Source organism: Gluconacetobacter liquefaciens (assembly GCF_003350405.1).
Taxonomy (GTDB): Bacteria; Pseudomonadota; Alphaproteobacteria; order Acetobacterales; family Acetobacteraceae; genus Gluconacetobacter; species Gluconacetobacter liquefaciens.
Window position 1 is genome coordinate 25,155 of sequence record NZ_QQAW01000003.1, and the last position, 26,362, is coordinate 51,516.

Sequence of the window (26,362 nt, forward strand, 5' to 3'; positions counted from 1 at the left end):
GCACCCCGTGCCGGCCCGGCACGAGAGATCAGAGCGTGACGTTCTGCAGCACTTCGAACCCTTCGAAGACCGGCGGCCCGATCGTCAGTTTCTTGCCTTCGCCGGCGGTGGCGTGGGCCTGACGGAACTGTTCGGATTGCGTCCAGGCGATGAAGGCGTCGCAGGATTCCCAGACGGTATGGGAGGCGTAGAGCACGTAGTCATCGCGCCGCGGGCCCTTGAGGAACTGGAACGAGACGAAGCCGGGAACCGTCTTGAGCAATACGTCGCGGTCCAGCCAGCGGCGCTGGAAAGCCTCTTCGCATTCGGGGGTGACGCGGAACCGGTTCATGGCGATGTACATGATGCGCTCTTTCTTTCGGTTGTGGCCCGGAACCGGGCGAAATCATGCGGAATGACGAACGGACGTCCGGTTTCCACATGGATGCGAAGGCGGGGGGCGGCAATGTCGAACGCCGTCTCCAGCATGTCCGGCGTCAGGACCTCGGCTGGCGCTCCTTCCGCGCAGGTGCGGCCATGGTTCAGCACGAGGATGCGGTCCGCGCGGCTGGCGGCCCAGTTGAGGTCGTGCAGTACCATCAGGCAACCGCCGCCTTGCCGGGCATGGTCGCGCGCAATGTCCATCACCAGGCGCTGCCTGGCGAGGTCCTGGGCCGAAATCGGTTCGTCGAGCAGCAGAAAGCCGGGCCGGCCCACGTGCATGGACGGGGCGAGCTGGGCGAGCACCCGTGCGAGGTGCGCCCGCTGGCGTTCGCCGCCCGACAGGCTCATGACATCGCGCCCGGCGAACGCCTCCAGCCCGACGCGCCGCAGGGCTTCGCTGGCGATGGCCTCGCGCTGCGCGGGCGCGCATGGCGGCCGGATGCCCAGCCGCACCAGTTCGCCGACCGAAAAGCGGGCGCGCAGCACCGAATCCTGGCCGAGCATCGCCCGCCTTGCCGCCAGTCGTTCCGGCGGCAGGTCGCCGATCGGTGTGCCGTCCAGGCTGACCGTGCCCGAGGTCGGGGCCGCCAGCCCGCTGGCCAGCCGCAGCAGCGTGCTTTTCCCCGCGCCGTTCGGCCCGATGACGGCGACGATCTCTCCCGGATGGAGCGTCAGCGATACGGTATCGAGCAGGGGACGCTCCCTGCCGTGAAGTGACACGGCGTCGAGGCGCAGCGTCATGGCTGCCCCCTCATGACGGGACATCGACATCATGGAGGCGGATCAGCAGCCAGACGAAGAGGGGGGCGCCGATGGCGGCCGTGACGACGCCCACCGGTACGTCGGCCGGAATGGCGATGATCCGCGCGATCGTATCGGCCGTCAGCAGCAGAATGGCACCCAGCAATGCGCTGCCGGGCAGGACCAGCCGGTGGTCCGGCCCGGTGACCATCCGCACCAGATGCGGCACCACCACGCCGATAAAGCCGATGACGCCGACGAAGGCCACGACAGGGCCGGTGGCAACCGAAACACCGAGCATGGCCAGCCGCTTGGCCCGTTCGACGCGGTAGCCCATCAGCGCCGCGTCGGTCTCGCCAAGCAGCAGAGCGTTCAGGGGGGAGGCGAGGCCGGCCATGAGGATCGTGGCCGCCAGCAGGAAGGGCAGCAGCAGGCCGATGCGTGTCCATGTCGCGCCGGCAAGGCTGCCCATGGTCCAGAATGTCAGGTCGCGCAGGGCCGTGTCGTTGGCGCGGAAGATCAGGATGCCGGTCAGCGCGGCGGCGAAGGCGCCGAGCGCAACCCCGGTGAGGATTACCAGATTGGTGGAGGTCACGCCCTCGCGGGTCGTGATCAGATAGAGCAGCGCCGTACTGGCAAGGCTGCCCGCCATGCCGCCCACCGGCACGGCCCAGCGCCCCATGGCGCCGCTGCCCAGCCACGCGCCACCGGCCACGATGACGATCGCGGCCCCCAGCGCCGCGCCGGACGAGACGCCAATCAACCCCGGATCGGCCAGCGGATTGCGAAACAGCCCCTGCATGACGGCGCCGGAGGTGGCAAGGGCCGCGCCGGTCAGGGCCGCCAGCACCACCCGGGGGGCGCGGATCTGGCTGAGGACCAGCCACGCCACGTCGTCGCGGCCTGCCGAGCCCGGATGCAGCAGCCCGCCGAGGCCGAAGCCGGTCGCGCCGATGGCCAGAGCGGCGATGCCGGTTGCCAGCAGCAGCACCGACAGGCCGGCCATCGTGGAGCCGAAGCCGGGGCGGCGGATGATCATGCCGGCATCGCGGCGTCGATCATCCGGGCCAGGTCGAGCGCCGCATCGGGCGTACGTGGGCCGAAGCCCAGCAGGCGCTCGCCCTCCATGGCGATGATGGCGCCCTTCTGGCCGGCCGGCGTGAGGCGGAAGCCGGGATCGGCGAGCAGGGCGGCGCGCAGGCTGGCGGCATCCTGCGCCATCGTCAGTACGATATCCGGCCGCAGGGTCAGCAGGGCTTCATCCTCGACGATCTTGTAGCCCTGCATGCCTGCCCCGGCGTTGGTGGCACCGGCCAGCCGGATCACCGCGTCCGCCGCCGTTCCGCTGCCGGCGGCCAGCGGGTGGCCGTTGGTCATCCGCATCACGAAAAGGATGCGGGGCGTGCGGGGATGGGCGGCCCGCCATGTCGCAAGGGCACTGAAGCGGGCATCGATCGCGGCGCTCAGCGCTTCGCCAGCCGCCTGGGCACCGACCACGCGGGCCAGGAAGCGGGTCCGGTCCCGGATTGCATCCGTGGAGGGCGTGGACTCCACGAACACCACGGGAACCGGGGAAGCGACGAGTTGGTCCATTGCCGTTGGCGGGCCTGCGTCGTTCATCGCAAGGATCAGGTCCGGGCGCAGGGACAGCACGCCCTCGGCGGAGATCGCGCGCATGTAGCCGAGGGATTTCTTCTCGCGCAGGGCCTGTGCCGGCCATGTGGACGTGATGTCCACCGCGACGATCCGATCCGCAGCACCCAGCGCGTAGAGGGTTTCGGTAATGGTGCCGCCGATGCTGGCAATCCGCCGGGCCGGGCCGATTGTGACGGATCGGCCCCGGCAGTCGGTGATTCTGCCTGCGTCGCCGATGCCTGCTGCCATGGCGGAGAGGGGACAGGTGCCTGCGATCGCCATGATCGCCGCGCGGTGGAACTGTCTGCGGTCGAGAAGGCGGGGTTGTCGCACTGTGTCGTCTCCAGAACGGCGAACCGGTTGTACCGGCACGCAGAATGTCGATTCGTCGACGTTATATGCGAATGATTATTATTACAAGTATCGGACGATCGGGCGATCTTCCGGACCTCTGACGCCATCAAATGCGGGGGCTGATCGCCTGCGAGTGATAATCATATCTATTATCATACTGATATATATGCGTTTTATGTTTGCAATCGGGGTGCGGCAGGGTGTAGGTCGAGGGTCGAAGCGTTGCCCCATTCATCGGAGACGGCACATGGCCATCAAAGACCCCAAGGTTATCGAGCACCTGAACACGCAGCTCACCAACGAGCTGACGGCGATCAACCAGTATTTCCTGCATGCCCGTACGCTGCGCCACTGGGGCGTTACCCTGCTGGGGAAGAAGGAATACGAGGAATCAATCGAGGAGATGCGTCATGCCGACTGGCTGATCGAGCGCATTCTCTATCTCGGCGGCCTGCCGAACGTGCAGCGGCTGAACACCATCCTGATCGGCCAGAACGTCCAGGAGATCCTGGAATGCGATCTGAAGCTCGAGGAAAAGGCGCTCGACGACCTGCGTGAGGGCATCGCCTATTGCGAGAGCGTGCGCGATTACGTGTCGCGCGACCTTCTTCTGAAGATCCTCGATAACGAGGAAGAGCATGAAGATTTCCTCGACCGTCAGTTCGACCTGATCAAGCTGGTCGGGATCGAGCGCTACATTCAGCTGAACTCGGCCCCCGCTCCCGACCAGGCCTGAGACCCCGCCTGTAAATGCGCGCTGGTGACGATCCGGCGCGCATTTCCTGCGCTCCGATGCTCACGGCCCTTGAGGCCGCTACGCTCCGGTGCTCGGAAACATCGACGGGCGCGCCGCTTCGCGGCGTTCCCGCTCACCAGCCCACATTTCCAGGCAGGGCCTGCGTGGCTGCCTGAAAATGGGGCGGTCCCGCTTGTCCGCCCATATTTCCATTCCGGCTGTGAAGGCTCAGGGCGCGACGTGTTCCGGCGCTGTGCGGGGCCACAGGACGCGGGTGGTCTTGATATCCAGCCCGTGCCAGCGGGACATGGTCCGCAGGCAGGCACCGCCAAGCAGTAGCCTTTCCTCTGCCGGGAGACGCGGCTTGGCATAAGGCAGCCAGTAGCCGGCAGCCATGAGATACTCCCCCAGCATCTTTACCGCCGCCACGAACCGGGCATGGACCGAGGGGCGGGAAAAGACGCGATACAGGGCCGCGCCGACTTCCGGCGTGTGGCCCTGCTGGGCGGCTGCCGTAGCGTGCAGGAAGCTCTGCTCCGTCGCCGTAAGTCGGGTTGCACCCGACGCGCCAACTGCCAGGCCGGGCAGGCATAAATGCGCCATGCGGCCAAAAGCATCATGAAAGGCGTGTGTCACGGTGGCATGCGCGGCCCGTGAGCGCGATGGGGGCGGCAGGGCGGTTTGTCTGTTCGCCTGCCGGGTTGTCCATTGGGCGGACAGGCGCCGGATGATCCGGACCGTCAGCCTTTCGCCGGGGGACAGGTCGTGAAGGCGGGGCATTGCGTCAGTCATGGGACACTCCCGATCGGCCGTTGCGCATCATGCGTGAACATGGCCTTAACTGAGAACGCCTCTCAATTGCAATACAAAACCCACTGTTCATCATGCCGTCATGACGCGCGGAGGTGGGGCAGGTTTCCTAAAAGCCGTGATTTTTTGAAGAGAAATCAATTCCATCGGAAAATGTGCGTGGCGTTGCCTTTTCCCGGGCGGTATGGGGCACGCCTATCACGCTTGCGTGAACGAGCACGCCCCGATTCCGTCATCCGGAATCGGGGCGTGCCATTCGGTCCAGCCCAGCCTTGGAGTGTTTAATTCATCGCCTGGACCAGGGCATCGACATCCTGCTGGTGGGCACGCAGAAGGGCGACATTGGCCGGGTTGGGGGTAGGCGCCTGTGCGCCGGCCGGCGGCGGCTGGCGGATCAGGGACTCGGTCAGCCCGAATGAGCTGAGCCCGAGCACGAAGTCGCGAGCCGTGAAGCCGTGCGCCGACAGGATCGGCGCCAGGCCCGGTATGGCGGCGGTCTGGTCGATCGTCTGCGCCAGCGACAGGTTCTGGGCATTCGGGGGGCTGATGTTGGCGGCCCTGATGGCGTTCAGGGTCGCCGTCATGCGCGGCAGGAAGTCGGCCGGCAGCGGATATTGCGCGGCCGTCTGCATGTCGCGCTTGAAGGCCGCGATTTCAGCGGCCGAAGGCTGGCGTGCCTGCTGGACGGGCTGCTGCTGGGGCTGCTGGGCCAGCGCCGCCACGGGCAGGGCGGCGGTCAGGGCGGCCGCCAGGATCGTCAGTCGTTTTGTCATACCGTCTTGACCCATTCACCATGTTTCATCAGGGGTTCGCGAACGCCATCCTGGGTGATGGCGGTCACGTCGATTTCGGCCGAGCCGATCATCCAGTCGATATGGATGAAGCTGGTATTCGCACCTCGGGCCTCAAGCTGCTCCGGCGTCTGGCCTTCGGTTTCCACCATGCATTTCGTGTAGGCCTGTCCCAGCGCGATATGGCTGGAGGCATTTTCGTCGAACAGCGTGTTGCGGAACAGCACGCCGCTCTGCGAAATCGGAGAGGAATGCGGCACCAGAGCGACCTCGCCCAGGCGCCTGGCACCGTCGTCGGTAGCCAGGATGCGTTCCAGCACCGCCTGGCCCTGCGTCGCATGGGCCTCGGTGATGCGCCCACCCTCGAAGCGTACCGCGATGCCGTCGATCAGCGTTCCCTGATGGAACAGCGGCTTGGTGGCGCGGACGAAGCCTTCGACCCGCCGCGCGTGCGGAGTGGTGAAGACTTCCTCGGTCGGGATGTTGGGGTTGCACACGATGCCGTTGCGTGCGGGCTCCGAGCCGCCGGCCCAGGCATGGCCGTCCGCCAGGCCGACCGTGAGGTCGGTGCCGGGGCCGGTGAAGTGCAGCGCCGCGAAACGCCGGTCGTTCAGCCAGTCGGCGCGCCGGTGCAGGGTTTCGTTGTGGGCGGCCCAGGCCGCCACCGGGTCGTCTACCGTAACGCGCGAGGCCTGGAAGATCGCATCCCACAGCAGCGCCAGCGCCCGCTCGGGGGATTCGTCGGGGAAGACCTGCTCCGCCCAGGCGGGTGTGGCGCAGGCAACGATGTTCCAGTTCACGGCGAAGCTGGTGATCAGTTCCATCGCCGGGCGGCCGGCCAGCGACGCGGCCTTGCCGGCGCGGGCTACGCGGTCGGGGTCTTCCTGGCTCAGAAGCACGGGGTTGCCGCCGGTGATGGCCATGCGGGCCGCGCCCGCGCGGTAGGCATTCGCCATGCCGTCATGCAGCCAGTTCGGCGCGATGTCGAACGCATCGTCGGGTGCGTAATGGAAGCGTGCCAGGGTCACCGCGTCGTCGGCATAAAAGGGGGTCACCAGCGACGCACCGGCCCGATAGGCATGTTCGGCAATTTTCCGCACCAGCGGCACGGCGTCCAGCGGTGCCGTGATCAGCACCTGCTGGCCCGGCGCGACGTTCAGTCCGGTCCGGACCGCGACTTCGCCCAGGCGGTCCAGAAGCCTGTCATGGGACAACCCGTCAGGGGACGATGAGGATGTCATTGAAAGCGGATATCCTGCTCACGTTGATGCGCTGACCCTAGCCTGATCGCTCCGGACCGGATAGGCAACCGCCCCGGAAGGATCGGAGCGGGACACAGATGGACGAGCATTGCGGCCGAAGCATGGATGACTGGGTAAGGCTGTGTGACACCGAGGCTGCGCGGGCGGCGCCGCATCGCGTGGTGCTGGACGGGACGGGGCTGGTCGCGTGGCTTGCGACGGACGGCACGCCGCACGTATTCGCCGACCGCTGTCCGCATCGTGATGCCCGGCTCTCGGCGGGATATATCGAGGATGGGCGCCTGATCTGCCCGTTCCACCTCTGGTCCTTCGACGAATCGGGCCATTATGTCGGCCCCGATGGCGTGGCCGACCCGCAATGCGCGGTGGCGCGCTTTTCTGCTCGCGCGCAGGACGGCGCGATCTGGGTCAGGGACGTTCCCGCTCCAGCCACGTCCGGATGACCGTCAGGACGTAGGCGCGGCCGGTCGGATCCAGCGGCTGCCCCTTGGCGAACCCGTGCCATTTCTCCAGGCAGCCACGACAGCAGGTGGCGGTGGCATGCTGGGCGACGAACACCGGGTGGCCGCGCCACGGCGTCTGCCGGCCGTCACGCGCCGGTCTGGCGGGGGCAAGGCGGCGGGCGATAAAATCCGCTGCGTGCTCCATAATCGTCGGCAGGCCCCTGTCTTCCAGATAGGCACGGTCTTTCGCGTCCAGATGAAAGCGCGCGCGGAAGGCCGAGCGGGCCAGGGCCTGCCACAGCGCGTCAGGGATCGGCGGGGGCGGGGTGCCGTCGTCGGGTCCCCCGTCCCCCGGCCGGGTCATCAGGCCGGCCGCACCAGCAGGTGGTGCTTGCGTCCGGAGGACAGCTTGATCGCGCCGTCCACCAGGTCTGCCGGGGTGACCGTGAGGGATTCGTCCTTCACCGCCACGTCGTTGATCCGGGCGCCGCCGCCACGGATCAGGCGCCGTGCCTCGCCATTGCTGGCGGCCATGCCGCTTTCGGCGAACAGGCGGAAGGCGGGGATGCCCGCGTTCAGCAGGTCGGCCGGAATCGTCGTCGCGGGCAGGGCAGCGGGGGATTCTCCGGCCTCGAAGGTGCGGCGCGCGGTCTCGGCGGCTTCCTCGGCCGCGGCGCGGCCGTGGCAGAGGGCAGTCACCTCGGTGGCAAGGATCTTCTTGGCCTCGTTGATCTCCGCACCGTCCAGCGCGGCCAGGCGGTCGCACTCGTCCAGCGGCAGGTCGGTGAACAGGCGCAGGAAGCGGCCGACATCGGCATCCTCCACATTGCGCCAGAACTGCCAGTATTCGAACACCGGCAGCCGCTCTGCCGACAGCCACACCGCGCCGCGCGCCGATTTGCCCATCTTGGCGCCAGAAGCGGTGGTGAGCAGCGGCGTCGTCAGGCCGAAGACCTGCTTCTGGTCGGTGCGGCGTACCAGGTCGATGCCCGAGACGATGTTCCCCCACTGGTCCGACCCGCCCATTTGCAGGGTCACGCCCATCGTGCGGTTCAGTTCGCGGAAATCGTAGGACTGGAGAATGGAATAGTTGAACTCCAGGAAGGTCAGCCCCTGTTCGCGCTCCAGGCGCGAACGCACCGAATCGAAGGCCAGCATGCGGTTGACCGAGAAATGCACGCCGACATCGCGCAGCAGGTCGATGTAGGACAGCCGGTCCAGCCAGTCGGCATTGTTCGCCAGCCGGGCGCCGGTCTCCCCCTCGAATGTCAGGAACTGGCGCAGACAGCCTTCGATCCCGCGCAGATTGGCGGCGATCGTCTCGTCGGTCATCAACTGGCGGGCTTCCTCGCGGAACGAGGGGTCGCCGATCCGCGCCGTGCCGCCACCCATCAGCGCGACCGGCCGGTGGCCGTGCTTCTGCATCAGGCGCAGCATCATGATCTGGATCAGGCTGCCGACATGCAGGCTGTCGGCCGTGGGGTCGAAGCCGATATAGCCGGCCACCGGGCCGGCCGTCAGGGCGGCGTCCAGGGCCTCCATGTCGGTGCACTGGAAGATGAAGCCGCGGGCCTCGGCTTCCTGGAGGAATTCGCTTTTCGGCATGGTCGGCTCACTCTGGTCTCATGTGCGGCCCGGCCGGATGAAAGACGCCGGACAGGGGCGGCGATCCTCTAGCATGCCGGCCCCGAGACATGAACCCAGAGACGAACCTGTCTGGAAATGCGCGCTGCGGCGATCCGACGCGCATTTCGTGCACTCCGATGCCCACGGCCATCAAGGCCGCTCCGCTTCGGTGCCTGGGAGCACACGACGAGCGCGGCCCTGCCGGGCCGCAGCCGCCCACCGGCCAACATTTCCAGGTAGCGTCTGAGGCCGGGGCGGGGATGGAGCGCCGTCGATTGCCGTGTCGCCGGAAGGAGGCCCGGCGGGCACGGCAACAGGGGGTCAGTCGGCGGCCAGGGCCAGCGCGCCGCGCGCCATGATGGTGCTGACGTGGTCTTCCAGGGCTTCGGCCACCTGGTCTGCATGGTTGGCGAAGACGTGGTCGGCACCGGCAAAGATGCGATAATCCACCGAGACGCCCTTCTGGGTGTTCAGCTTGTCGACCAGCTTGCGGATCGCGGGTTCGGGAACCAGTTCGTCCGCCTCGCCGGCAATCATCAGCCCGCCGCAGGGGCAGGGAGCCAGAAAGCCGAAATCGTAGTGATTGGCCGGCGGCGCGACGCTGATCCATCCGGTGATTTCCGGCCGGCGCATCAGAAGCTGCATGCCGACGAAGGCACCGAACGAATAGCCGGCGATCCACAGCCCGCCGGCATTCGGGTTGACCATCTGCATCCAGTCCAGCGCCGCCGCGGCGTCGGAGATTTCACCGATGCCGCCATCGTAGCGGCCCTGCGAACGGCCGACCCCACGCGAATTATATCGCATGACCGAGAAACCCATCTTCTCGAACGAGCGATACATCGCATAGGTGATGCGATTGTTCATGGTGCCGCCATGAAGCGGGTGAGGATGAAGGACCAGAGCGAGCGGCGCATTGGGCTCGCTTGAATGGTGATAACGTCCCTCAAGGCGGCCGTCGGGGCCGGCGAACATGACCTCAGGCATTCGTATCCCGCAATATGCTTCCCGCGCCCCCTGGCATGGCGTCGGGATCGTTACTGTGGCGGCCGGTCGACGACGATGCCCCGTCGCCTGCCGGCGGATATGAAAAGGCGGCTTACAATCCGCCCTCGACAGATGGGCATGTAGCCCTTGCGATCACGCTTGACGTCTGGTCATACCGACAGCGCCGATCCGAATGGGATGGGGGCAGGCCGACATTGCATCCTCGTTAAAGTGGCGCAACGCGAAGGCGGCGCGAAATGCCGGTTCGTCAGGCGTGGATTGCATTTCAGGCAGTCATGGAACCCCTGGGAAGGCCGCTTGCGGCAGGCCGGTTGACTTCCTGCGGGGTGTGGCCATAGTCCAGTATCCCTTCATTGCATCAGGGCGGTAGCCACCGTCCATGAACATCCGTGCGGACGACGCTGTTCCGCCCGGCATTGACAATACTCATCGCGCTTTCGGCGGTTCATGGACCGACCGCCTTGCTATGGGGATGTATATAGCGATCCGGAATCGCCAATTGCCAGATAATTCGTATTTACACTGGCCGGCACGGCCCGCAGCGTGCCGTCACGCTGAACAGGCTGGCACTGGGACAGGGGAGAATGGCATGGAGCAGGACTGGATTTATTTCGATGCCAACGCCTCGGAACCGGCGCGGCCGGCGGCGCTGGAAGCCCTGGCCCGGGCGGGGGCCGTGACTGGCAATCCATCGTCGGTGCACCGGGCGGGGCGACAGGCGCGCGCCGTGCTCGAATCGGCGCGGGAGCGGCTGGCTGCCCTGTTCGGCGCACGGGCGGAGAATTGCGTCATGACCTCCGGCGGCACCGAGGCCAACCTGCTGGCGGTGGCAGCTCTCGGGGGCGGGCGTCGGGTGCTGGCCTCGGCCGTGGAACATGATGCGGTGCGCGCGGCGGCGGTCGCGGAAAGCATTCCTGTGGACGGTAACGGCGTGGTCCTCCTGGATGTGCTGGGGCGGATGCTGGCCGAGCCGGATGCCCGCCCGGCGCTGGTGTGCCTGATGCTGGCCAATAACGAGGTCGGCACCATCCAGCCGGTCGCCGAGGCGGCGCGCCTCTGCCGCAGTCACGGCGCGCTACTGCATGTCGATGCGGTGCAGGCAGCGGGGCGGATTGCGGTGGATCTGCGCGCGTTGGGTGCCGACAGCCTGGCGATATCGGGGCACAAATTCGGCGGGGTGAAGGGGGCCGGGGCGCTGCTGCTGGCCGGCGAGGCAACGCGCACGCTGACGCCGGTGATGGCAGGCGGCGGGCAGGAGATGGGGCGGCGCGGCGGCACTCCCGCCCTGCCGGCGATCGCCGCGATGGCCGAGGCGGCAGCGGAAGCCGTCGGGGCTCTGGCGGCTGGAAACGCTGCCTCCGAAATGGCGGGCTGGCGCGATGCCATCGAGGCGGCGGCGGTGGCCGTGGGGGCCGTGGCCTGCGGGGCGGCGGCACCGCGCCTGCCCAACACCCTCTCTCTGGCGTTGCCGGGGCGTGCCGCGCAGACGCAACTGATTGCGCTGGATCTCGCCGGGTTCGGAGTATCGGCCGGGTCGGCCTGTTCTTCGGGTAAGGTCGCGCGCTCGCATGTGCTGGAGGCAATGGGGCTGGGCCCGCTGGCAGGCGAGGCGATCCGGGTTTCGCTGCCCTGGACGACGCGGGAGGAAGATGTGACGCGCTTTATCGACGCCTATCGCGCGATGGCGGCCCGACTACCCGCACGCCGTGTGACGCTGGAGGAGACGGGAGCATGATACCGGACATTTCCGACGCGGACAGAAGTCCGCTCTATCTGGACTATCAGGCCACCACGCCCTGCGATCCGGAGGTCGTGGCGGCGATGATGCCCTGGTTTGCCGAGGCGTTTGGCAACCCGCACAGCGTGGATCACGCGATGGGCCGGCAGGCGCGCGACGCGGTGGAAGCTGCGCGGGGCGAGGTTGCGGCGCTGCTGGGGGCGGATGAGCGCGAGATCGTGTTCACTTCCGGCGCCACTGAGGCCAACAACATCGCCATCAAGGGCGCGGTGCGCCATCTGGCGGCGCGGGGCGATGCGCGGCGGCGCGTCATCACCGTGGCGACCGAGCATAAATGCGTGCTGGAATCGGTGCGCGACCTGGCGGCGGAAGGGTTCGAGCCGGTGATCCTGCCGGTAGGGGCGGATGGACGGCTGGACCCGGCGGTGCTGCGCGCGGCGCTGGCGATGCCGACACTGCTGGTCAGCATCATGGCGGCGAATAACGAGACCGGCGTGCTGCACGACATGGCCGCACTGGCACCGGAGGTGCGCGCGGCGGGCGCATTGCTGCATAGCGACGTGGCGCAGGCAGCGGGCAAGGTGCCGCTGGATGTACGGGCGATGGACCTCGATCTCGCATCGGTTTCCGCCCATAAACTTTATGGGCCCAAGGGCGTGGGGGCGCTGTATGTCCGCCGGCGGCCGCGCGTGCGGCTGGCGCCGCTGTTCTCCGGCGGCGGGCAGGAGCGGGGGCTGCGCTCGGGCACGCTGGCCACACCGCTTCTGGTCGGGTTCGGCGTGGCCAGTCGCATCGCGCGTGCGGTGCGGGTGGAAGAGGCACGACGGATGGCAGGGCTGCGCGACGGTTTGCTAGACCGTTTGCAGGCGGCCATTCCAGGGGTGGTGGTCAATGGCTCCATGGCTCATCGGCTGCCGGCCAACCTCAACCTGCGGTTCCCCGACGTGCGGGCGCTGGATGTGATCGCGCGGGCGCCAGACCTGTGCGTCTCTACCGGATCGGCCTGTTCTTCGGCCGAACTCGTGCCGTCCTATGTGCTGACGGCGATGGGGCTGGATGCCGACGCGGCCGCGCGAAGCTTGCGTCTGGCGGTGGGACGCTATACCTCAGCCGCCGATATGGATCGCGCGGCGGCGATCCTGTGCCGGGCGGTGGCAGATGCGCGCGCGGCAGGGGGCGCCGCCCTTCACCCCACTGATGACGACACGGCCAGGATAGCAGAATGCCGCATATGATTTTCATCGAGCATGACGGAACCCGTCGCGAGGTCGACGCACCGGTCGGCTTGTCGGTTCTGGAGATCGCCCACAAGCACGGGGTCGATCTGGAAGGCGCGTGCGAGGGTTCGCTGGCCTGCGCCACCTGCCACGTGGTGGTGGACCCGGAATGGGCCCCGAAACTGTCCGAGCCGACCGAGGATGAGGAAGACATGCTGGACCTGGCCTTCGGGCTGGAAAAGACGTCCCGCCTGGGCTGCCAGATCGTGATGACCGATGCCCTGGACGGGCTGGTCGTGCGCTTGCCTCGTACGGCCTGAGTGCCGGCCCGGAAACGTACGACGGCCGTGCCGCTTGCGCGGCACTCTCGCTCACCAGCCCATGTTTCCGGGCCGACATTTGATACCAAGGGGGTATGATTGATGCGGATCATGGTCGCTATGTCGGGCGGCGTGGACAGCAGCGTGGTTGCCGCGCGCCTGGTGGCCGAGGGCCACGAGGTCGTAGGCGCCACGTTGCAGCTCTATGATTCGCGGGCCAGCGCACGCAAGGGTGCGTGCTGCGCGGGGCGCGATATCCATGACGCGCGTCGTGTGGCCGACCGGCTGGGCATTCCTCACTATGTCATCGATGCCGAAAGCAGGTTCCGCGAGAGCGTGATCGAGACGTTTGCCAGCGCCTATGCCGGTGGCGAGACACCGGTGCCCTGCGTGGCCTGCAATCAGGGCGTGAAGTTTACCGACCTGCTGGGCATGGCGCGCGATCTGGGCGTGGATGCGATGGCGACCGGCCATTATGTCCGCCGCATCGAAGGCGCGGCAGGGCCGGAACTGCATCGCCCGGTCGATACGTCCCGCGACCAGTCGTGGTTTCTGTTCGCGACCACGCGCGAGCAACTCGATTTCCTGCGTTTCCCGTTGGGCGACATGCCGGACAAGGCCGCCGTGCGGGCCGAGGCCGAACGCTTCGGGCTGGAGGTCGCCGCCAAACCCGACAGCCAGGATCTGTGTTTCGTCTCCGATGGTTCGTATGCGGAAGTGGTCGAAAAGCTGCGTCCCGAGATGGCGGGCAGCGGCGAGATCGTGGACGAAACCGGTCGGGTGGTGGGCCAGCATGATGGCGTGACCCGCTTTACGGTCGGGCAGAGCCGCCGGTTGGGCAATGCCGCGATGCGCGACGGCGAGCGGCAGATGGTGGTCGGGATCGAGCCGGCGGCGCGCCGGGTGGTGATCGGCCCGCGTGCGCGCGGCGCGGTGCATGAGGTCTCGCTACGGAACATGAACTGGCTGATCCCGCCGCCTGAAGAGGACCTGCGCTGCATGGTGCAGATCCGTGCGCGCGAAGAGGTACGGGCGGCGACCGTGCGACGGACGGCGGATGGTGCCCTCGTGACGCTGGACGAGCCGGCGATGCCCGCACCGGGGCAGGCCTGCGTGCTGTATGATGGCAGCCGGGTGCTGGGTGGCGGGTTCATCCGGCGGCGGGAGCCGACAGTAGCTTCTTTTTCTGAAGAAAAAGAAGCAAAAAGACTTTGATCCGTTAAAGAGCCTCGGGCGTCTCCAGCAAAAGGCACCCTGAACGGATCAGAAGTTTTTTGGTTCTTTTTTTCAAAAAAGAACAAGAACTCTCGCGAAGGGCACCCACCATGGCGGACGGCAAACTCTATATCGGCACCAGGCGCTATTCTTCCTGGTCGCTCCGTGGCTGGCTGGTCGTGCATCTGGCGGGGCTGGATGTCGAGGACGTGGTGATTCCGCTTGCCGGCGGTGGCGGGACGACCGCGATCAAGGCGGTCTCGCCCAACGGCATGGTGCCCTATCTGGAGCATCGCGGTGCCCGTGTGTGGGAAAGCCTGGCGATCGGCGAATATTGCGCCGAGATCACGCCTGCCCTGTGGCCGTCGGACCGGCTGGCGCGGGCGCATGCGCGCAGCATCGCCGCCGAAATGCATGCCGGCTTCCGGCCGCTGCGCATGGCCCTGCCGATGAATCTGGGCCGCCATGGCCGACCGCTGGCGGGTGGGCTGGCTGATGATGTGCAAGCCGATATCGCGCGGATCGACGCCCTGCTGTCGGGTACCCGCGCCGCGTTCGGGCAGGGCGGCCCGTATCTGTTCGGAGCCGACCTGACGGTGGCTGATGCGATGTTCGCGCCGGTGATCGCCCGCTTCCTGGGCTATGGTGTGCAACTGTCGACGGTGGCGGCCGATTACGCGGCCCTGCTGCGGGCGCACCCGCTGATGGCGCGCTGGTATGACGATGCGGCCCGCGAGCCGGAAGCGTGGCATCTCGAACGGTTCGAGACCCTGGCCTGAACGGTCGGTGATGCAGAGCGCACCAGTCCTGACCGTCCTGCCGCCGCGCGAGCGGTTCGCGCCTGGGCACGCAGGCGCGATCAGCCTGCTGGTGCATAGGCTCGCCGCGCCCGGCGATATCGTGGTCGGATCGCCTGTCGAACAGCCTTTTGCCGACGTAGTGTTTCTGGCGGTACATCGCGTGCCATGGATCGTCTGGCCCCGCAGCACGGTAGGGCGTTATTCGGCCGGCGTGGCACGGATCGTGCGTCAGGTCAGGCCGGCGCTGGTCGAAATCCACAATCGGCCCGATATCGCCCTGTCATTGGCAGGCTGCTTCCCCGACCTGCCCATGACGTTGACCCTTCATAACGATCCGCGCGGGATGCGGGGGGCGATGTCTCCCGCACAGCGGGCCACGCTGGCACGGCGCATGCGGGTCATCGTGGTGTCGGACTGGGTGCGCCAATGCTTTGCCGAGGGGCTGTCCGATGTCGCGGTGACGGTGATGCCGAACTGCATAGACATGGCTTCCCTGCCGCCGCCACTGCCGGCGGCAGCGCGCGAGCCGACGATTCTATTTGCCGGACGGATGGTGGCGGACAAGGGGGCGGATGCGTTCGTCGCCGCCTGTGGGGAGGTGCTGCCGCATCTGCCGGGGTGGCGGGCACGCATGATCGGGGCCGATCGGTTCGGCGAAGATTCGCCCGAGACATCGTTTCTGCGGACGCTGCGCCCTGCCGCACAAGCGGCCGGAGTCGAGATGACAGGGTATCTGCCGCATGGGCAGGTGCTGGAAGAGATGGTGCGGGCCGCGATCGTCGTGGTGCCCAGCCGCTGGGCCGAGCCATTCGGCCTGACGGCCCTGGAGGCGATGGCCTGTGGAGCCGCGCTGGTCGCCTCGCCGGTCGGCGGGTTGCCGGATCTGGTGGGCGATGCGGCGATTCTGGCACCGCCGGACCCCGTGGCCGGGTTGGCGGCGGCGATCGACGATCTGGCAGCCTCACCCGAGCGGCGGGCCGCGCTCTCGGTGCGTGGGCGGGCGCGGGCGGCGCTGTTCGACTGCGTGGCGGCGCGTGAGAGGCTGGGCGCTCTGCGTCGGGCTGCTGTCGCAGGGCGACTGCCGGATGGTTTGTGACCGTCTATAACTGCGGCAGGGTCTGTTCGACCTCGTTCAGGGCACGTTGGGCGGCCTGGATGTCGCTATCCGGTTGTTTCTTCAGATGGTGCCTTGCTGCATGGAGCAGGGATTCCATCTGCTTTGCCAGCGTCCGCACGCTCTGCCGGAAAGCCTGATTGTCGTTTGTTGCCGTGGCACCTTGTCCGGTCTGCGAAGTGCTTCCGGATGCGGGATCGGGGGAAGCGGTCTGGTCTGGAACATCCGGAGTGCTCTGATCGTCCTGCGCGGGGGGCTGCGCCGTGGCCTGCGGCGCGGTCGTGACCATGGCGCCGATGTTGGCAAGGCTGGGGGCCGATCCCTGATTCTGCGCATATTGTTGCACGGCGACCGCAAGCTGATGGGCGAGTTGCGCCAGTTCGCCGGCCAGGGCCTTCGGCGACGTGAAGGCCTCCATGAGCATCAATTGCCGGATCTGCGCGGTGAGGCGATCGACCCATTGTTCGGCCATGGCCCGGATGGTTTGCCTGCTGGACTGGATATCCTGATCCAGCCGCGCGAGCGCCGTCTGTGACGAGGACTGGCTGCTTTCCCCATGGGTAGACGAGCCGGTTAGAAAAGCCAGGCCTGCCTGCGACAGCGTGACGATGTCCGATGATGCCTCGGCCCGATCCGGCTGGCCGGAGATGGTGACGAAGACGATTTCGCCTTCCGCGATGTCGGCCGAAGAATTAGGTGCCGGTCTGGGTGGTGACGGAGGAAACGGGCATCGTTCTATCCCTTGAAGATCCCCGAGTGTTCGGAAGAATCGTTGACAGGTGGTTAATGGCGCTCGGTGCGGAGTGGGGGCGTCGGCAGGGTGCGCGCCGTTTCCCTTCACACGGGGGATGGGATGGACGCGCGGGGACGCCTATATGCTGAAGCGAATATGGACGCATGGACAGGAGACGACATGTCTGAGACCCAAGCGGCGACCGGCGACGGGCTGGTGCCGGTCACGGTGCTGACCGGCTTTCTCGGTGCCGGAAAGACGACGCTGCTCAATCATATCCTGACGGCCGAACACGGGCGGAAATACGCCGTCGTGATCAACGAGTTCGGCGAACTGGGTGTGGATAACGACCTCGTGGTGGATGCCGACGAGGAAGTGTTCGAAATGAACAATGGCTGCATCTGCTGCACCGTGCGGGGTGACCTGATCCGCATCCTGGGCAGCCTGATGAAGCGGCGCACGAAGTTCGACGGCATCATCGTCGAGACCACGGGGCTGGCCGATCCGGCACCCGTCGCGCAGACTTTCTTCGTCGACGAGGATGTGCGCGGCAAGACGCGGCTGGATGCGGTCGTGACCGTGGTCGATGCGCTGAACATGGTGCAGACGCTGGAGGAAAGCCCCGAGGCGGTGAACCAGATCGCCTTCGCTGATGTGATCATCGTGAACAAGACCGATCTGGCGGACGAGGCGACGCTGGCTGCCATCGAGGCGCGCATCCGCACCATCAACCCGGTCGCCCGCCTGCATCGTGCCCAGCGCGGCAATGTGGCGCTGGCCGAGGTGCTGGACCAGGGCGGGTTCGACCTGGCGCGGGCGCTGGAACATGCGCCGCACTTCCTGGAGGACACCAGCCATTCGCATGAGGAGAACGTGACCTCGGTCTCCTATGTGGTGGAAGAACCCCTGGATGCCGCCAAATTCCAGGCATGGATCGGCGCGGTGCTTCAGGAGCAGGGGGCGGACATCCTGCGGGCCAAGGGCATCATGAACTATGAGGGCGAGGACCGGCGTTTCGCCTTCCAGGCCGTGCACATGATGGCCGATGGCGGGTTCATCGGGCCGTGGAAAGAGGGCGAGAAGAAGGAATCCCGCCTGGTGATGATCGGCCGCAACCTCAACCGCCCGCGCCTGCGTCGCGGTTTCGAAAGCTGCCGCGCACGATGACGGGTATGCAGACCGAGAGCGGGGCCCCGGCCGGACTGCTCGAACGGCGGGGCGCCACGCGCACGCTCGATGGCCATGTCATCGGCTGCGTGGCGTCGCGCGACAGCAACCAGTTCGCCTTCGCCACCGCCGAGGGGGATGTGGTGCTGGCGGCGCGCGAGGATTTCGCCAACGCCGCCGCGTGGCAGGTGCAGACGGTGCATGACGGCGCGATCCTCTGCCTGGCGCCGGACGCCGCGCCGAGCGGCTTTCTGACCGGCGGCGACGATTCCACGCTGCGCCGGATCGGCGCGGACGGCGCGGTGACCGACCTGGTGCGCGGCCGGCGCTGGATCGAGCATGTCACCACCTGGATCGACGCCAAGGGCACGCCGAAATCGGGCGTGATCGCCTTTGCCTCCGGCAAGCAGGTCGAACTGCGCGATGCTGCCGGCACGACGACGCTGAAGGTGCTGGAACATCCCTCCACCGTCAGCGGCCTGACCTTCGATGCCAAGGGCAAGCGGGTGGCGACGTCGCACTATAACGGGGCGTCGATGTGGTTCGTACAGGCCAAGATCGACAATCCGAGGCGGCTGGACTGGAAGGGCAGCCATACCGGCATCATCATCCATCCGGGCGGCGATGCGCTGGTGACCAGCATGCAGGAAAACGAACTGCATGGCTGGCGGCTGGCCGACGGGCACAACATGCGCATGAGCGGCTATCCGGCCAAGGTGCAGTCGATGGCGTTTTCGCGCACCGGCAAATGGCTGGTGACCAGCGGGGCGGACAGCGTGGTGATGTGGCCGTTCTTCGGCGGTGGCCCGATGGGCAAGGCACCGGTCGAACTGGCCGGAATGCCCGGCGTGATCTGCCGGCGCGTGGCGTGCCATCCGGTGCATGAGATCGTGGCCGCAGGCTTTGTCGACGGCACGATCCTGCTGGAGGATGCTGCGGCGCAGAAGGTCCTGCCGGTGCGCGATGCCGGCGGCGGGGCGATCTCGGCGCTGGCCTTCAGCCCCGACGGCACCGGCCTGGCATTCGGGACCGAGGATGGCGCGATCGGGATCGTGGATCTGGCAGCCCGCTAGAGGCTGTTGGGCGTGCCCGCTGGCAAGCGGGCGCGCCTCTTTTCAGCGTCCCTCGTTCACGAAGCGCGTTCGCCGCTGGTCGGGGCGGGCAAGGCGGTGCCCCCCTCGGGTTTCGGCGCTTCGGCCGGCGGCGCCTGTTCCACCACCGAGAGGAATTTCTCGGCCAGTGCGCTATAGAGCGAGCGGGAGCAGATCATGCGGGAGACGGCATAGGCGAGGAACGACGTGGCGAGCAGCGCCAGCGTCACCTGCTGGTTGTCCGACATCTCCATCACGATCACGCTCGCCGTCAGCGGCGCCTGCACCACGGCCGAGAAATAGGCCACGGTGCCCAGAAGGACCACCGCGCCGGGCGTGGTGTGCGGCAGGAACTGCGCGACCCAGCCGCCGATGCCCGCCCCGATGGCCAGAGACGGCGCGAACAGCCCGCCCGGAATGCCCGAACAGTATGATACGATGGTGGCAATGTATTTCAGGATGAAGAACGAGGCCGGATAGCTTGTCTGCCCGGCGATGATCTCGCGCGCCTGAAGATAGCCCGTGCCGTAGGTGATCCCGCCCGAAGCGATCCCGAGAATGGCCAGCACCAGGCCGCAGCTCGCGGCGAAGGCGATCGGCCGGCGGACCACGAACCGGCCAAGGATGCCCGGCAGGCCATGCTGCGAGGTCCGGATCAGGATGGCCGAAAACACACCGCCGCTGATGCCGCCCAGAATGCCGCAGGTCAGCACCGCCATCCAGCTTATGCCGATCGGGACGACGACGTCGGTATGGCCGAAATAGGTGTAATTGCCGACCAGCGCGATGGCGGTGACACCCGACAGGATCACGCCGGTCAGCATCGTGCCGCTGGTGCGCTGTTCGAAGGAATGGCTCAGTTCCTCGATCGCGAACACGATGCCGCCCAGCGGCGTATTGAAGGCCGCCGATACGCCGGACGCCCCGCCGGCCAGGATCAGTCCGCGCCGGACGCTGACCGTGGACAGGTTAAGCCACCGCCCGAAATTATGCATGATGGCCGCACCGACCTGTACCGTCGGCCCTTCGCGCCCGATCGAGGCACCGGCCAGCAGGCCCAGCGTGGTCAGCAGGATCTTACCGAAGGCGATACGCAGCGACAGCAGCCGGTCGACGATGGTGAAATTTTCCAGATGCAGGGCGGCGATCGTCTGCGGAATGCCCGAACCCTGGGCACCGCGGAACCACGTCCGCGTCAGCCAGGTCGACAGGGCCAGCCCGGCGGGTGTCAGCGCCAGCATGATCCACGGGTCCCACGCGATCAGCCGGGTCCGGAGCGCGGCCGCGCTATCCGCCGCCGTCGCGAAGCCGACCGCCACCACGCCGACCAGCACCGCGGCCGCCCAGTAGACGATCTTGCGGCGCCATTGCGCGGTCGTGACCCGGGCGGAACGGCGCAGATGTCGCATATGACGGATGCGCAGCTCGGTCAGGTCGGTTTTCATCGTCGGGCGTCCAGGACAGTAGCTTCCCCGAACCTTATCGGAGAGGCGATGGCGATTACGTACCGCCCTTTACTCCGTATATGTCGGCCGTTTCCATAGGAACCGTGTCCTTATCCGCGACCGGAGAGGGAGGCTGTGTTGTCATCGACACAAGGGAACTAGCGCGGGATCGCGATCCCGCAATGCTTGGCCTTGCGTTCCGGTTCGACATGGATGTGGATCAGGGCCTCGCCGACGCGCGCGCGCAGCGCGGCCTCGATCCGGTCGCAGATATCGTGCGCGGCATCCACGCTCATGCCACCGGGCACGACGAGGTGAAATTCCACGAAGGCCATGGCGCCGACGATCCGGGCGCGCAGATCGTGCGCCTCGATCGCGCCGTGTCCGCTGGCGGCGATGACCTGGCGGATCGTCTCCAGCGTCTCGGCGGCGGGGGCTTCGTCCATCAGGCCGGCGATGGATTCGCGCATCATGCCCCAGCCCACCCGCAGCACATTCAGCGCGATCAGCCCCGCCAGCAGCGGGTCGATCCACGGCCAGCCTGTCAGCGGAATCAGGATGAAGCCGCCCACCAGCCCGACAGTGGTCCAGACATCGGACATGACATGCTGGCCGGCCGCGATCAGGGTAGGCGAGCGTTTCGCGCGCCCCGCCCGCAGCAACACCAGCGCCCACGCCAGGTTCAGCACACCGGCCGAACCGTTCAGCGCGATGCCCAGCAGCGGCGCGTCGGGCAGGCTGGGATGCTGCCAGTCGATCCAGGCCTCGCGGCCGATGACGAAGGCCGTGACCAGCACCAGCACGCCCTCGGCCACGGCCGAGAGATATTCGGCCTTGTAATGGCCGTAGGTATGGTTCTCGTCCGCCGGCAGGCTGGCGATATGCAGCGCCCACAGGCCCGTTAGGGCGGCCACGACATTGATGATCGTCTCGACCGCATCGGAATAGAGTGCGATCGAACCGGTGACGCGCCACGCCGCGTATTTCAGGCCCAGTGCCGCGATGCTGACGCCAAGACTGGTCCAGGCCAGCGCGGTCTTGCTGATGTCGGGTGTCCTGATCTCGGGCATGGGGTCAGGGTACGTTCGCGTCGGCCAGCACGCAGCGGGTGGCGTAGGACAGGGTCTCGATCTGGAAGGTCGGGTGGCCGATGCTGAAGCGGGTGCGCAACGTGTCGGTCGCGTCGCTCAACAGCGTATCGTCGGCCGGGGTGGCGCAGACCAGATGGACGGTCAATGCGGTCTCGGTGGTGCTGATCGGCCAGATATGCAGGTCGTGCAGGTCCTCCACGCCCGGCAGGGCACGCAGATAGGCTTCCACGCCCGTGCGGTCGATGCTGCGGGGCACGCGGTCCAGCGCCATGTCCAGCGAATCGCGCAGCAGCGACCACGTGCCGGCGACGATGGCGCAGGACAGCGCCAGGCCCACGATCGGGTCCAGCCGGACCCAGCCGGTATAGTAGATGACCGCCCCCGCGACGACGACGCCGGCCGACATCACCGTATCGGCCAGCATGTGCAGGAAGGCGCCGCGAATGTTCAGGTCGTCGCCGCCATGGGCGAACAGCAGAGTCGTCGCACCATTGACCACGATGCCCCCCGCCGCCACGGCCATGACCGTGCCACCCGGAACGGCCGTGGGTTCGATCAGGCGCAGGATCGATTCCCAGACGATGCCGCCGGTCACCAGCAGCAGCGCCACGGCATTGCCCAGCGCCGCGAGGATCGAGGACCGCCGCAGCCCGTAGGTAAATTCGGCACTGGGCGCGCGCTTCGACAGCGTATGCGCCAGCCACGCCGCCGCCAGTGCCAGCACGTCGGACAGGTTGTGCCCCGCATCGGCCAGCAGGGCCAGCGCGTGGGAGGTAACGCCCCAGGCGGCCTCGGCGATCACATAGACAAGGTTGAGCCCGATCCCCCAGGCGAAGGCGGCGCCGAACGACGCGGGCGCATGGACATGCCCATGCCCGTGATGTCCATGATGGTCATGGTCATGGTCATGGTCATGGTCATGGTCATGGTCATGGTCATGGTCATGGTCATGGTTGCAGGCGTGCGCCCCGTTCGGCCCGGCATGCCCGTGCGCGGATGAGGAATCGTGCGAATGGGCCATGGATGCAGGTTCTCCTCGAACGGCGGCTCTCTCTATCAGAAGCATTGCGCCGGGGGCCAGTCCCGCGTTCTTTCGTCATGGCAACCGGTCGTGATAAGGCACGGCGCATGGTTGCCGGTCGCTCCGGCCGCCTTTGTACACTCCCGTAATCCCGCAAACGGATGCTCCGCCCCGCATGATCCGATTGACCGAAATCAGGCTTCCTCTCGACCATCAGCCCGACGCGCTGATGGCGGAAATCGTGCGCCGGCTGGGCATCGCGGGCGAAGACCTGCTGAACCATACGATCTTCCGTCGCGGTTACGACGCGCGGCGACGAGCGGCGATCACGCTGGTCTATACGGTCGATTGCGCGGTACGGAACGAGCACGCCGTCCTGGCGCGGCTGGCCGGCACGCCGCATGTCGGCGTCGCGCCCGACACCGAATATCATTTCGTCCTGCGCGACGGCGCGGATTTTGCCGACCGGCTGGGTTATCGCCGCCCGGTGGTGATCGGGGCAGGGCCGTGCGGCCTGCTGGCCGGGCTGCTGCTGGCACAGATGGGCCTGCGCCCGCTGATCCTGGAACGGGGCAAGGTGGTGCGCGAGCGCACCGTCGATACCTTCGCGCTGTGGCGTAAATCGGTGCTGACGCCCGAGAGCAACGTGCAGTTCGGCGAAGGCGGTGCCGGCACGTTCTCCGACGGCAAATTATACAGCCAGGTCAGCGATCCGCGCCATTACGGGCGCAAGGTGCTGCATGAATTCGTCAAGGCGGGCGCGCCGGAAGAGATCCTGTATCTCTCCAAACCGCATATCGGCACCTTTCGCCTTGTGTCGATGGTCGAGCATATCCGCGCCGAGATCGAGGCGCTGGGCGGCACCTACCGGTTCGATACCCGCGTCGAGGATATCCTGCTGGCCACCGATGAAACGGGCGCGCGACGGGTCGCGGGGCTGCGCCTGGCCGATGGCGAGGAGATCGCGGCCGATCATGTCGTGCTCGCGGTCGGCCACAGCGCGCGCGATACGTTCACGATGCTGCATGGCCATGGCGTGGCGATGGAGGCCAAGCCCTTTTCAATCGGCGTGCGGATCGAACATCCGCAGTCGGTGATCGACGCAGCACGGTTCGGCGCGCAGGCGGGCAATCCGCTGCTGGGGGCGGCAGATTATCGGCTGGTGCATCATGCATCCAATGGGCGCGCGGTCTATTCCTTCTGCATGTGCCCCGGCGGCACGGTGGTGGCCGCGACCTCGGAGGAAGGGCGCGTGGTCACCAACGGCATGAGCCAATATTCCCGTGCCGAGCGCAACGCCAATGCCGGGATCGTGGTCGGCGTGACGCCCGAGGCCGACTACCCCGGCGGCCCGCTGGCCGGCATCGCCTTCCAGCGGCATTGGGAGCGTCAGGCGTTTCTCGCGGGCGGGGGCAACTACCGCGCACCCGCGCAGCGTGTCGGCGACTTCCTCGCCGGCCGGCCCTCCACCCATCTCGGCACGGTCGAGCCCAGTTATCGCCCCGGCGTCACGCCGACCGACCTCGCCACCTGCCTGCCGGATTTCGTGGTGTTGGCGATGCGTGAGGCACTGGCCGCATTCGGCGGACAGCTTGACGGGTTCGACATGGCGGACGCGGTGCTGACGGGGGTGGAAACCCGCACATCCTCGCCACTGCGCATCCCGCGCGGCCCCGACGGGCAATGCACCAACGTCGCCGGCCTGTATCCGGCGGGCGAGGGGGCGGGCTATGCCGGTGGCATCCTGTCGGCGGCCATCGACGGCATCCGCGTGGCCGAAGCCGTAGCCCTGACCATGGCGGGCCGGCCAGTGGACGGGCTAATCCGCCAGACCATGACCCGCGCTGCCCAGGCCCAGTAGTCTTCCCGCCTGACCGACGAAGGGTGCGTAGATCGGCTATTTCCCGAACCGGCGTTGTAACAGGAAGAGATGCACCGCCGGCCAGAAACTGAGAATGGCGGCCACCAGCAGCGACATGCGCAGGGCATCGGCACCGAAATGCGGTGTCAGCATATCGCTGATCCATCCGAAGAGCGGTGGGCCAAGCCCGATGCCGATCGCATTGGCCAGTAGCGCGTACATCCCCACCGCGGCTGCCCGGCGATGCGCCGGAACCACGCTGGGGATCGCCCCGTAAATCGGCCCGGTGCACAGGGCCGAAAGCGTCGATGTCAGCACCAGCATCGTCAGCGACAGATCAAGTGAATGCGTCAGCACCTGGATGACCTGAAACGGTTGGGCAATGAGATAGGCCCAGAAGGCAAACCGCATCGCTCCACGAAAACCGAAGCGTGATGCCACGCGGTCGGCAATCGGGCCGCCGAGAAACGTCCCGACCACGCTTGCGATCCCGATACCGATGCCGAACCATGCGCCAGCCTGGCCAGATGACAGGCCAAATGACCGCATATAGAAGGAAACGCCCCACAAGGTGACGCCGTAGGTCACGACCTGACTGGTGACACCATACAGCAGCAGGTCGCGCAACGGCCGGTTGGCGAGCAATGCGCGCCACGATTCCGCATTTCGCGCGACATGCGGCAGGCGCGGTTCGCGGACGAAAAGAACCATCAGGATCGCAACCGGAATCCCTGCCAGCCCGACTGCCGTAAATGTCATGCGCCAGCCGACATGCTCCACCAGCCAGCCGCCCCCTGCCAGCCCGATGATGTATCCAAGATAGGATATCCCATAGGCAATCGAAAACGACGTGCTGCGCTTCTCGGCAGTCGAATAAGCCGCATTCAACGCGGCGGATGAGGGCGAGAACGCAGCCTGCCCCAACCCCACGCACACACGGGCGGCCGCCATGCTGGCGATGCCATGCGTGCGCCCCATCAGGGCGGTTGCGACACTCCACAGCGCAATGCCGAACGACGCCATGCGCGCCGCAAACCCTCGATCGGAAATCAGCGCGAACGGCAGGATCATCACGCCGTAGAGCAATGCGAAGGCGGTCCCTCCCAGCAGCCCCACCGTGGCATCCGATAGATGCAGATCGTGCTTGATCGCATCATTTGCCGTTGAGAACACGAACCGATCGATGAAATCGAGCATACCCGCGACACCGAGCAGCAGGATGACAACAGGTGACCAGCCACGCTTGCCCAGATTGCCCTCTGGCCTCGTTCCGCTCATGCCCGACGCCTGAACGCCCAGAATGTGTAGTGTGTCATCAAATGCTTCCATTTTTGTGCACGGTCTCAACCCGTAGCACAGCCGGGAAAGCTACGGACAATCTGCCATGGACCGTGTTCCATGCTCGACATCGCTACGTTGCGTGTCGTCGGACAGAGGTGGACGATATCAACATCCTCTGCATAGACTTCTGGCGGTTTTCTCCCACTTACTGTCGATAAAGCTCACGGAAGGAGAGGCGTCCCGTCCTCCCTGTCCTCGCGATAGGATTATGAGAATTATGGTGCATGGCCTTTCATCGCCCCTCGCGTATCCACCGATGGAAATAGCCTTGCATGGTTGTGAAGGCGGGAAATTGCCACGGTCGCCAACGGCGACATGTGGGGAGCAGTCTGTTAGATGTTGGGGTAGGATCGCCCCCAAATGACGGTGCCGGGGACGA

26 protein-coding genes and 1 pseudogene are annotated in these 26,362 nt (G+C 66.7%); 11 read left to right on the forward strand and 16 right to left on the reverse strand.

The annotated features are described in order from the left end of the window. Positions 1 to 28: 28 nt before the first annotated feature. Genes C7453_RS06410 through C7453_RS06425 form a run of 4 tightly spaced genes read right to left on the reverse strand, consistent with a single transcriptional unit; the run spans position 29 to position 3,132 of the window. A complete protein-coding gene (locus C7453_RS06410) occupies positions 29 to 343 on the reverse strand; it encodes an antibiotic biosynthesis monooxygenase family protein (RefSeq protein WP_114726728.1) in 315 nt (104 codons plus the stop codon). Beyond that, positions 328 to 1,197, reverse strand: a complete 870-nt coding sequence (locus C7453_RS06415) for a heme ABC transporter ATP-binding protein (RefSeq protein WP_245948882.1) — start codon at positions 1,195 to 1,197, stop codon at positions 328 to 330. Before C7453_RS06415 ends, C7453_RS06410 begins: the two co-directional genes overlap by 16 nt. Next, complete coding sequence (locus tag C7453_RS06420) at positions 1,175 to 2,203, reverse strand: FecCD family ABC transporter permease (RefSeq protein ID WP_114726730.1); 1,029 nt, start codon at positions 2,201 to 2,203, stop codon at positions 1,175 to 1,177. The genes C7453_RS06415 and C7453_RS06420 overlap by 23 nt, the downstream gene beginning before the upstream one ends. Next, a complete protein-coding gene (locus C7453_RS06425; RefSeq protein ID WP_245948884.1) occupies positions 2,200 to 3,132 on the reverse strand; it encodes a heme/hemin ABC transporter substrate-binding protein in 933 nt (310 codons plus the stop codon). The genes C7453_RS06420 and C7453_RS06425 overlap by 4 nt, the downstream gene beginning before the upstream one ends. A gap of 268 nt (positions 3,133 to 3,400) precedes the next feature. Here C7453_RS06425 and bfr point away from each other — a divergent pair, with 268 nt between their 5' ends. Continuing rightward, positions 3,401 to 3,889, forward strand: a complete 489-nt coding sequence (gene bfr / locus C7453_RS06430) for a bacterioferritin (RefSeq protein WP_114726732.1) — start codon at positions 3,401 to 3,403, stop codon at positions 3,887 to 3,889. 228 nt (positions 3,890 to 4,117) lie between these two features. Here the strand turns inward: bfr and C7453_RS06435 are convergent, their stop codons facing one another. From C7453_RS06435 to C7453_RS06445, 3 genes are all read right to left on the reverse strand, one after another. Then, a complete protein-coding gene (locus C7453_RS06435; protein ID WP_141288802.1) occupies positions 4,118 to 4,681 on the reverse strand; it encodes a hypothetical protein in 564 nt (187 codons plus the stop codon). 299 nt (positions 4,682 to 4,980) lie between these two features. Further along, positions 4,981 to 5,472, reverse strand: a complete 492-nt coding sequence (locus C7453_RS06440) for a hypothetical protein (RefSeq protein WP_114726734.1) — start codon at positions 5,470 to 5,472, stop codon at positions 4,981 to 4,983. Continuing rightward, entirely contained in the window at positions 5,469 to 6,731 is a 1,263-nt protein-coding gene (locus C7453_RS06445) for an aminopeptidase (protein WP_114726735.1), read from the reverse strand. Before C7453_RS06445 ends, C7453_RS06440 begins: the two co-directional genes overlap by 4 nt. A 98-nt stretch (positions 6,732 to 6,829) precedes the next feature. Between C7453_RS06445 and C7453_RS06450 the strand changes: the two genes are divergently transcribed. Then, positions 6,830 to 7,195: a Rieske (2Fe-2S) protein gene (locus C7453_RS06450; RefSeq protein WP_245948886.1), complete on the forward strand. Its 366-nt coding sequence runs from the start codon at positions 6,830 to 6,832 to the stop codon at positions 7,193 to 7,195. Here the strand turns inward: C7453_RS06450 and C7453_RS06455 are convergent. The 3 genes from C7453_RS06455 to C7453_RS06465 all read right to left on the reverse strand — a co-directional run bounded on the left by C7453_RS06455 (position 7,161) and on the right by C7453_RS06465 (position 9,808). After that, entirely contained in the window at positions 7,161 to 7,559 is a 399-nt protein-coding gene (locus C7453_RS06455) for a DUF4186 domain-containing protein (RefSeq protein ID WP_114726736.1), read from the reverse strand. The genes C7453_RS06450 and C7453_RS06455 overlap by 35 nt on opposite strands. Then, entirely contained in the window at positions 7,559 to 8,800 is a 1,242-nt protein-coding gene (tyrS, locus tag C7453_RS06460; protein ID WP_114726737.1) for a tyrosine--tRNA ligase, read from the reverse strand. Before tyrS ends, C7453_RS06455 begins: the two co-directional genes overlap by 1 nt. Before the next feature lie 342 nt (positions 8,801 to 9,142). After that, complete coding sequence (locus C7453_RS06465) at positions 9,143 to 9,808, reverse strand: alpha/beta hydrolase (RefSeq protein WP_114726738.1); 666 nt, start codon at positions 9,806 to 9,808, stop codon at positions 9,143 to 9,145. A 610-nt stretch (positions 9,809 to 10,418) separates the two neighbouring features. Here C7453_RS06465 and C7453_RS06470 point away from each other — a divergent pair. The 6 genes from C7453_RS06470 to C7453_RS06495 all read left to right on the forward strand — a co-directional run bounded on the left by C7453_RS06470 (position 10,419) and on the right by C7453_RS06495 (position 16,215). Then, the gene (locus C7453_RS06470) at positions 10,419 to 11,564 is read left to right on the forward strand and encodes a cysteine desulfurase family protein (protein ID WP_114726739.1); all 1,146 of its coding nucleotides are present in this window, start codon (positions 10,419 to 10,421) and stop codon (positions 11,562 to 11,564) included. Continuing rightward, positions 11,561 to 12,802 carry a cysteine desulfurase family protein gene (locus tag C7453_RS06475; RefSeq protein WP_114726740.1) on the forward strand — a complete coding sequence of 414 codons (1,242 nt, stop codon included), beginning with the start codon at positions 11,561 to 11,563 and terminating at the stop codon, positions 12,800 to 12,802. Before C7453_RS06470 ends, C7453_RS06475 begins: the two co-directional genes overlap by 4 nt. Further along, positions 12,790 to 13,104, forward strand: coding sequence for a ferredoxin family 2Fe-2S iron-sulfur cluster binding protein (locus tag C7453_RS06480; protein ID WP_114726741.1), 315 nt, complete (start codon positions 12,790 to 12,792; stop codon positions 13,102 to 13,104). Before C7453_RS06475 ends, C7453_RS06480 begins: the two co-directional genes overlap by 13 nt. A gap of 102 nt (positions 13,105 to 13,206) precedes the next feature. After that, complete coding sequence (mnmA, locus tag C7453_RS06485; RefSeq protein WP_114726742.1) at positions 13,207 to 14,319, forward strand: tRNA 2-thiouridine(34) synthase MnmA; 1,113 nt, start codon at positions 13,207 to 13,209, stop codon at positions 14,317 to 14,319. 110 nt (positions 14,320 to 14,429) lie between these two features. Then, positions 14,430 to 15,098 (forward strand): glutathione S-transferase family protein, encoded by a 669-nt coding sequence (locus C7453_RS06490; RefSeq protein WP_114726743.1) that lies wholly within the window; start codon positions 14,430 to 14,432, stop codon positions 15,096 to 15,098. 10 nt (positions 15,099 to 15,108) lie between these two features. After that, positions 15,109 to 16,215: a glycosyltransferase family 4 protein gene (locus tag C7453_RS06495; RefSeq protein WP_114726744.1), complete on the forward strand. Its 1,107-nt coding sequence runs from the start codon at positions 15,109 to 15,111 to the stop codon at positions 16,213 to 16,215. Between the two features lie 4 nt (positions 16,216 to 16,219). Here C7453_RS06495 and C7453_RS06500 read toward each other — a convergent pair whose 3' ends face one another. Further along, the gene (locus C7453_RS06500) at positions 16,220 to 16,705 is read right to left on the reverse strand and encodes a hypothetical protein (protein WP_114726745.1); all 486 of its coding nucleotides are present in this window, start codon (positions 16,703 to 16,705) and stop codon (positions 16,220 to 16,222) included. 441 nt (positions 16,706 to 17,146) lie between these two features. On the opposite strand from C7453_RS06500, the gene C7453_RS06505 reads away from it, so the two are divergent. Together C7453_RS06505 and C7453_RS06510 are read left to right on the forward strand one after the other, a co-directional pair. Next, positions 17,147 to 18,133, forward strand: a complete 987-nt coding sequence (locus C7453_RS06505; protein WP_114726746.1) for a CobW family GTP-binding protein — start codon at positions 17,147 to 17,149, stop codon at positions 18,131 to 18,133. Positions 18,134 to 18,138: 5 nt separating this feature from the next. Next, entirely contained in the window at positions 18,139 to 19,206 is a 1,068-nt protein-coding gene (locus C7453_RS06510) for a WD40 repeat domain-containing protein (RefSeq protein WP_114726747.1), read from the forward strand. A 56-nt stretch (positions 19,207 to 19,262) separates the two neighbouring features. Here the strand turns inward: C7453_RS06510 and C7453_RS06515 are convergent, their stop codons facing one another. From C7453_RS06515 to C7453_RS06525, 3 genes are all read right to left on the reverse strand, one after another. Next, positions 19,263 to 20,633: a chloride channel protein gene (locus C7453_RS06515; RefSeq protein WP_245948925.1), complete on the reverse strand. Its 1,371-nt coding sequence runs from the start codon at positions 20,631 to 20,633 to the stop codon at positions 19,263 to 19,265. Between the two features lie 194 nt (positions 20,634 to 20,827). Continuing rightward, complete coding sequence (locus C7453_RS06520; protein ID WP_114726749.1) at positions 20,828 to 21,739, reverse strand: cation diffusion facilitator family transporter; 912 nt, start codon at positions 21,737 to 21,739, stop codon at positions 20,828 to 20,830. A 4-nt stretch (positions 21,740 to 21,743) separates the two neighbouring features. Beyond that, positions 21,744 to 22,781, reverse strand: coding sequence for a cation diffusion facilitator family transporter (locus tag C7453_RS06525; RefSeq protein WP_114726750.1), 1,038 nt, complete (start codon positions 22,779 to 22,781; stop codon positions 21,744 to 21,746). 175 nt (positions 22,782 to 22,956) lie between these two features. Between C7453_RS06525 and C7453_RS06530 the strand changes: the two genes are divergently transcribed. Continuing rightward, a complete protein-coding gene (locus C7453_RS06530) occupies positions 22,957 to 24,642 on the forward strand; it encodes an NAD(P)/FAD-dependent oxidoreductase (RefSeq protein ID WP_114726751.1) in 1,686 nt (561 codons plus the stop codon). Between the two features lie 36 nt (positions 24,643 to 24,678). Here the strand turns inward: C7453_RS06530 and C7453_RS06535 are convergent, their stop codons facing one another. Together C7453_RS06535 and C7453_RS19330 are read right to left on the reverse strand one after the other, a co-directional pair. After that, complete coding sequence (locus C7453_RS06535; RefSeq protein WP_245948888.1) at positions 24,679 to 25,920, reverse strand: MFS transporter; 1,242 nt, start codon at positions 25,918 to 25,920, stop codon at positions 24,679 to 24,681. A gap of 186 nt (positions 25,921 to 26,106) precedes the next feature. Next, positions 26,107 to 26,290: pseudogene (locus tag C7453_RS19330) on the reverse strand (IS5/IS1182 family transposase); the annotation flags it as partial. Positions 26,291 to 26,362: the final 72 nt, after the last annotated feature.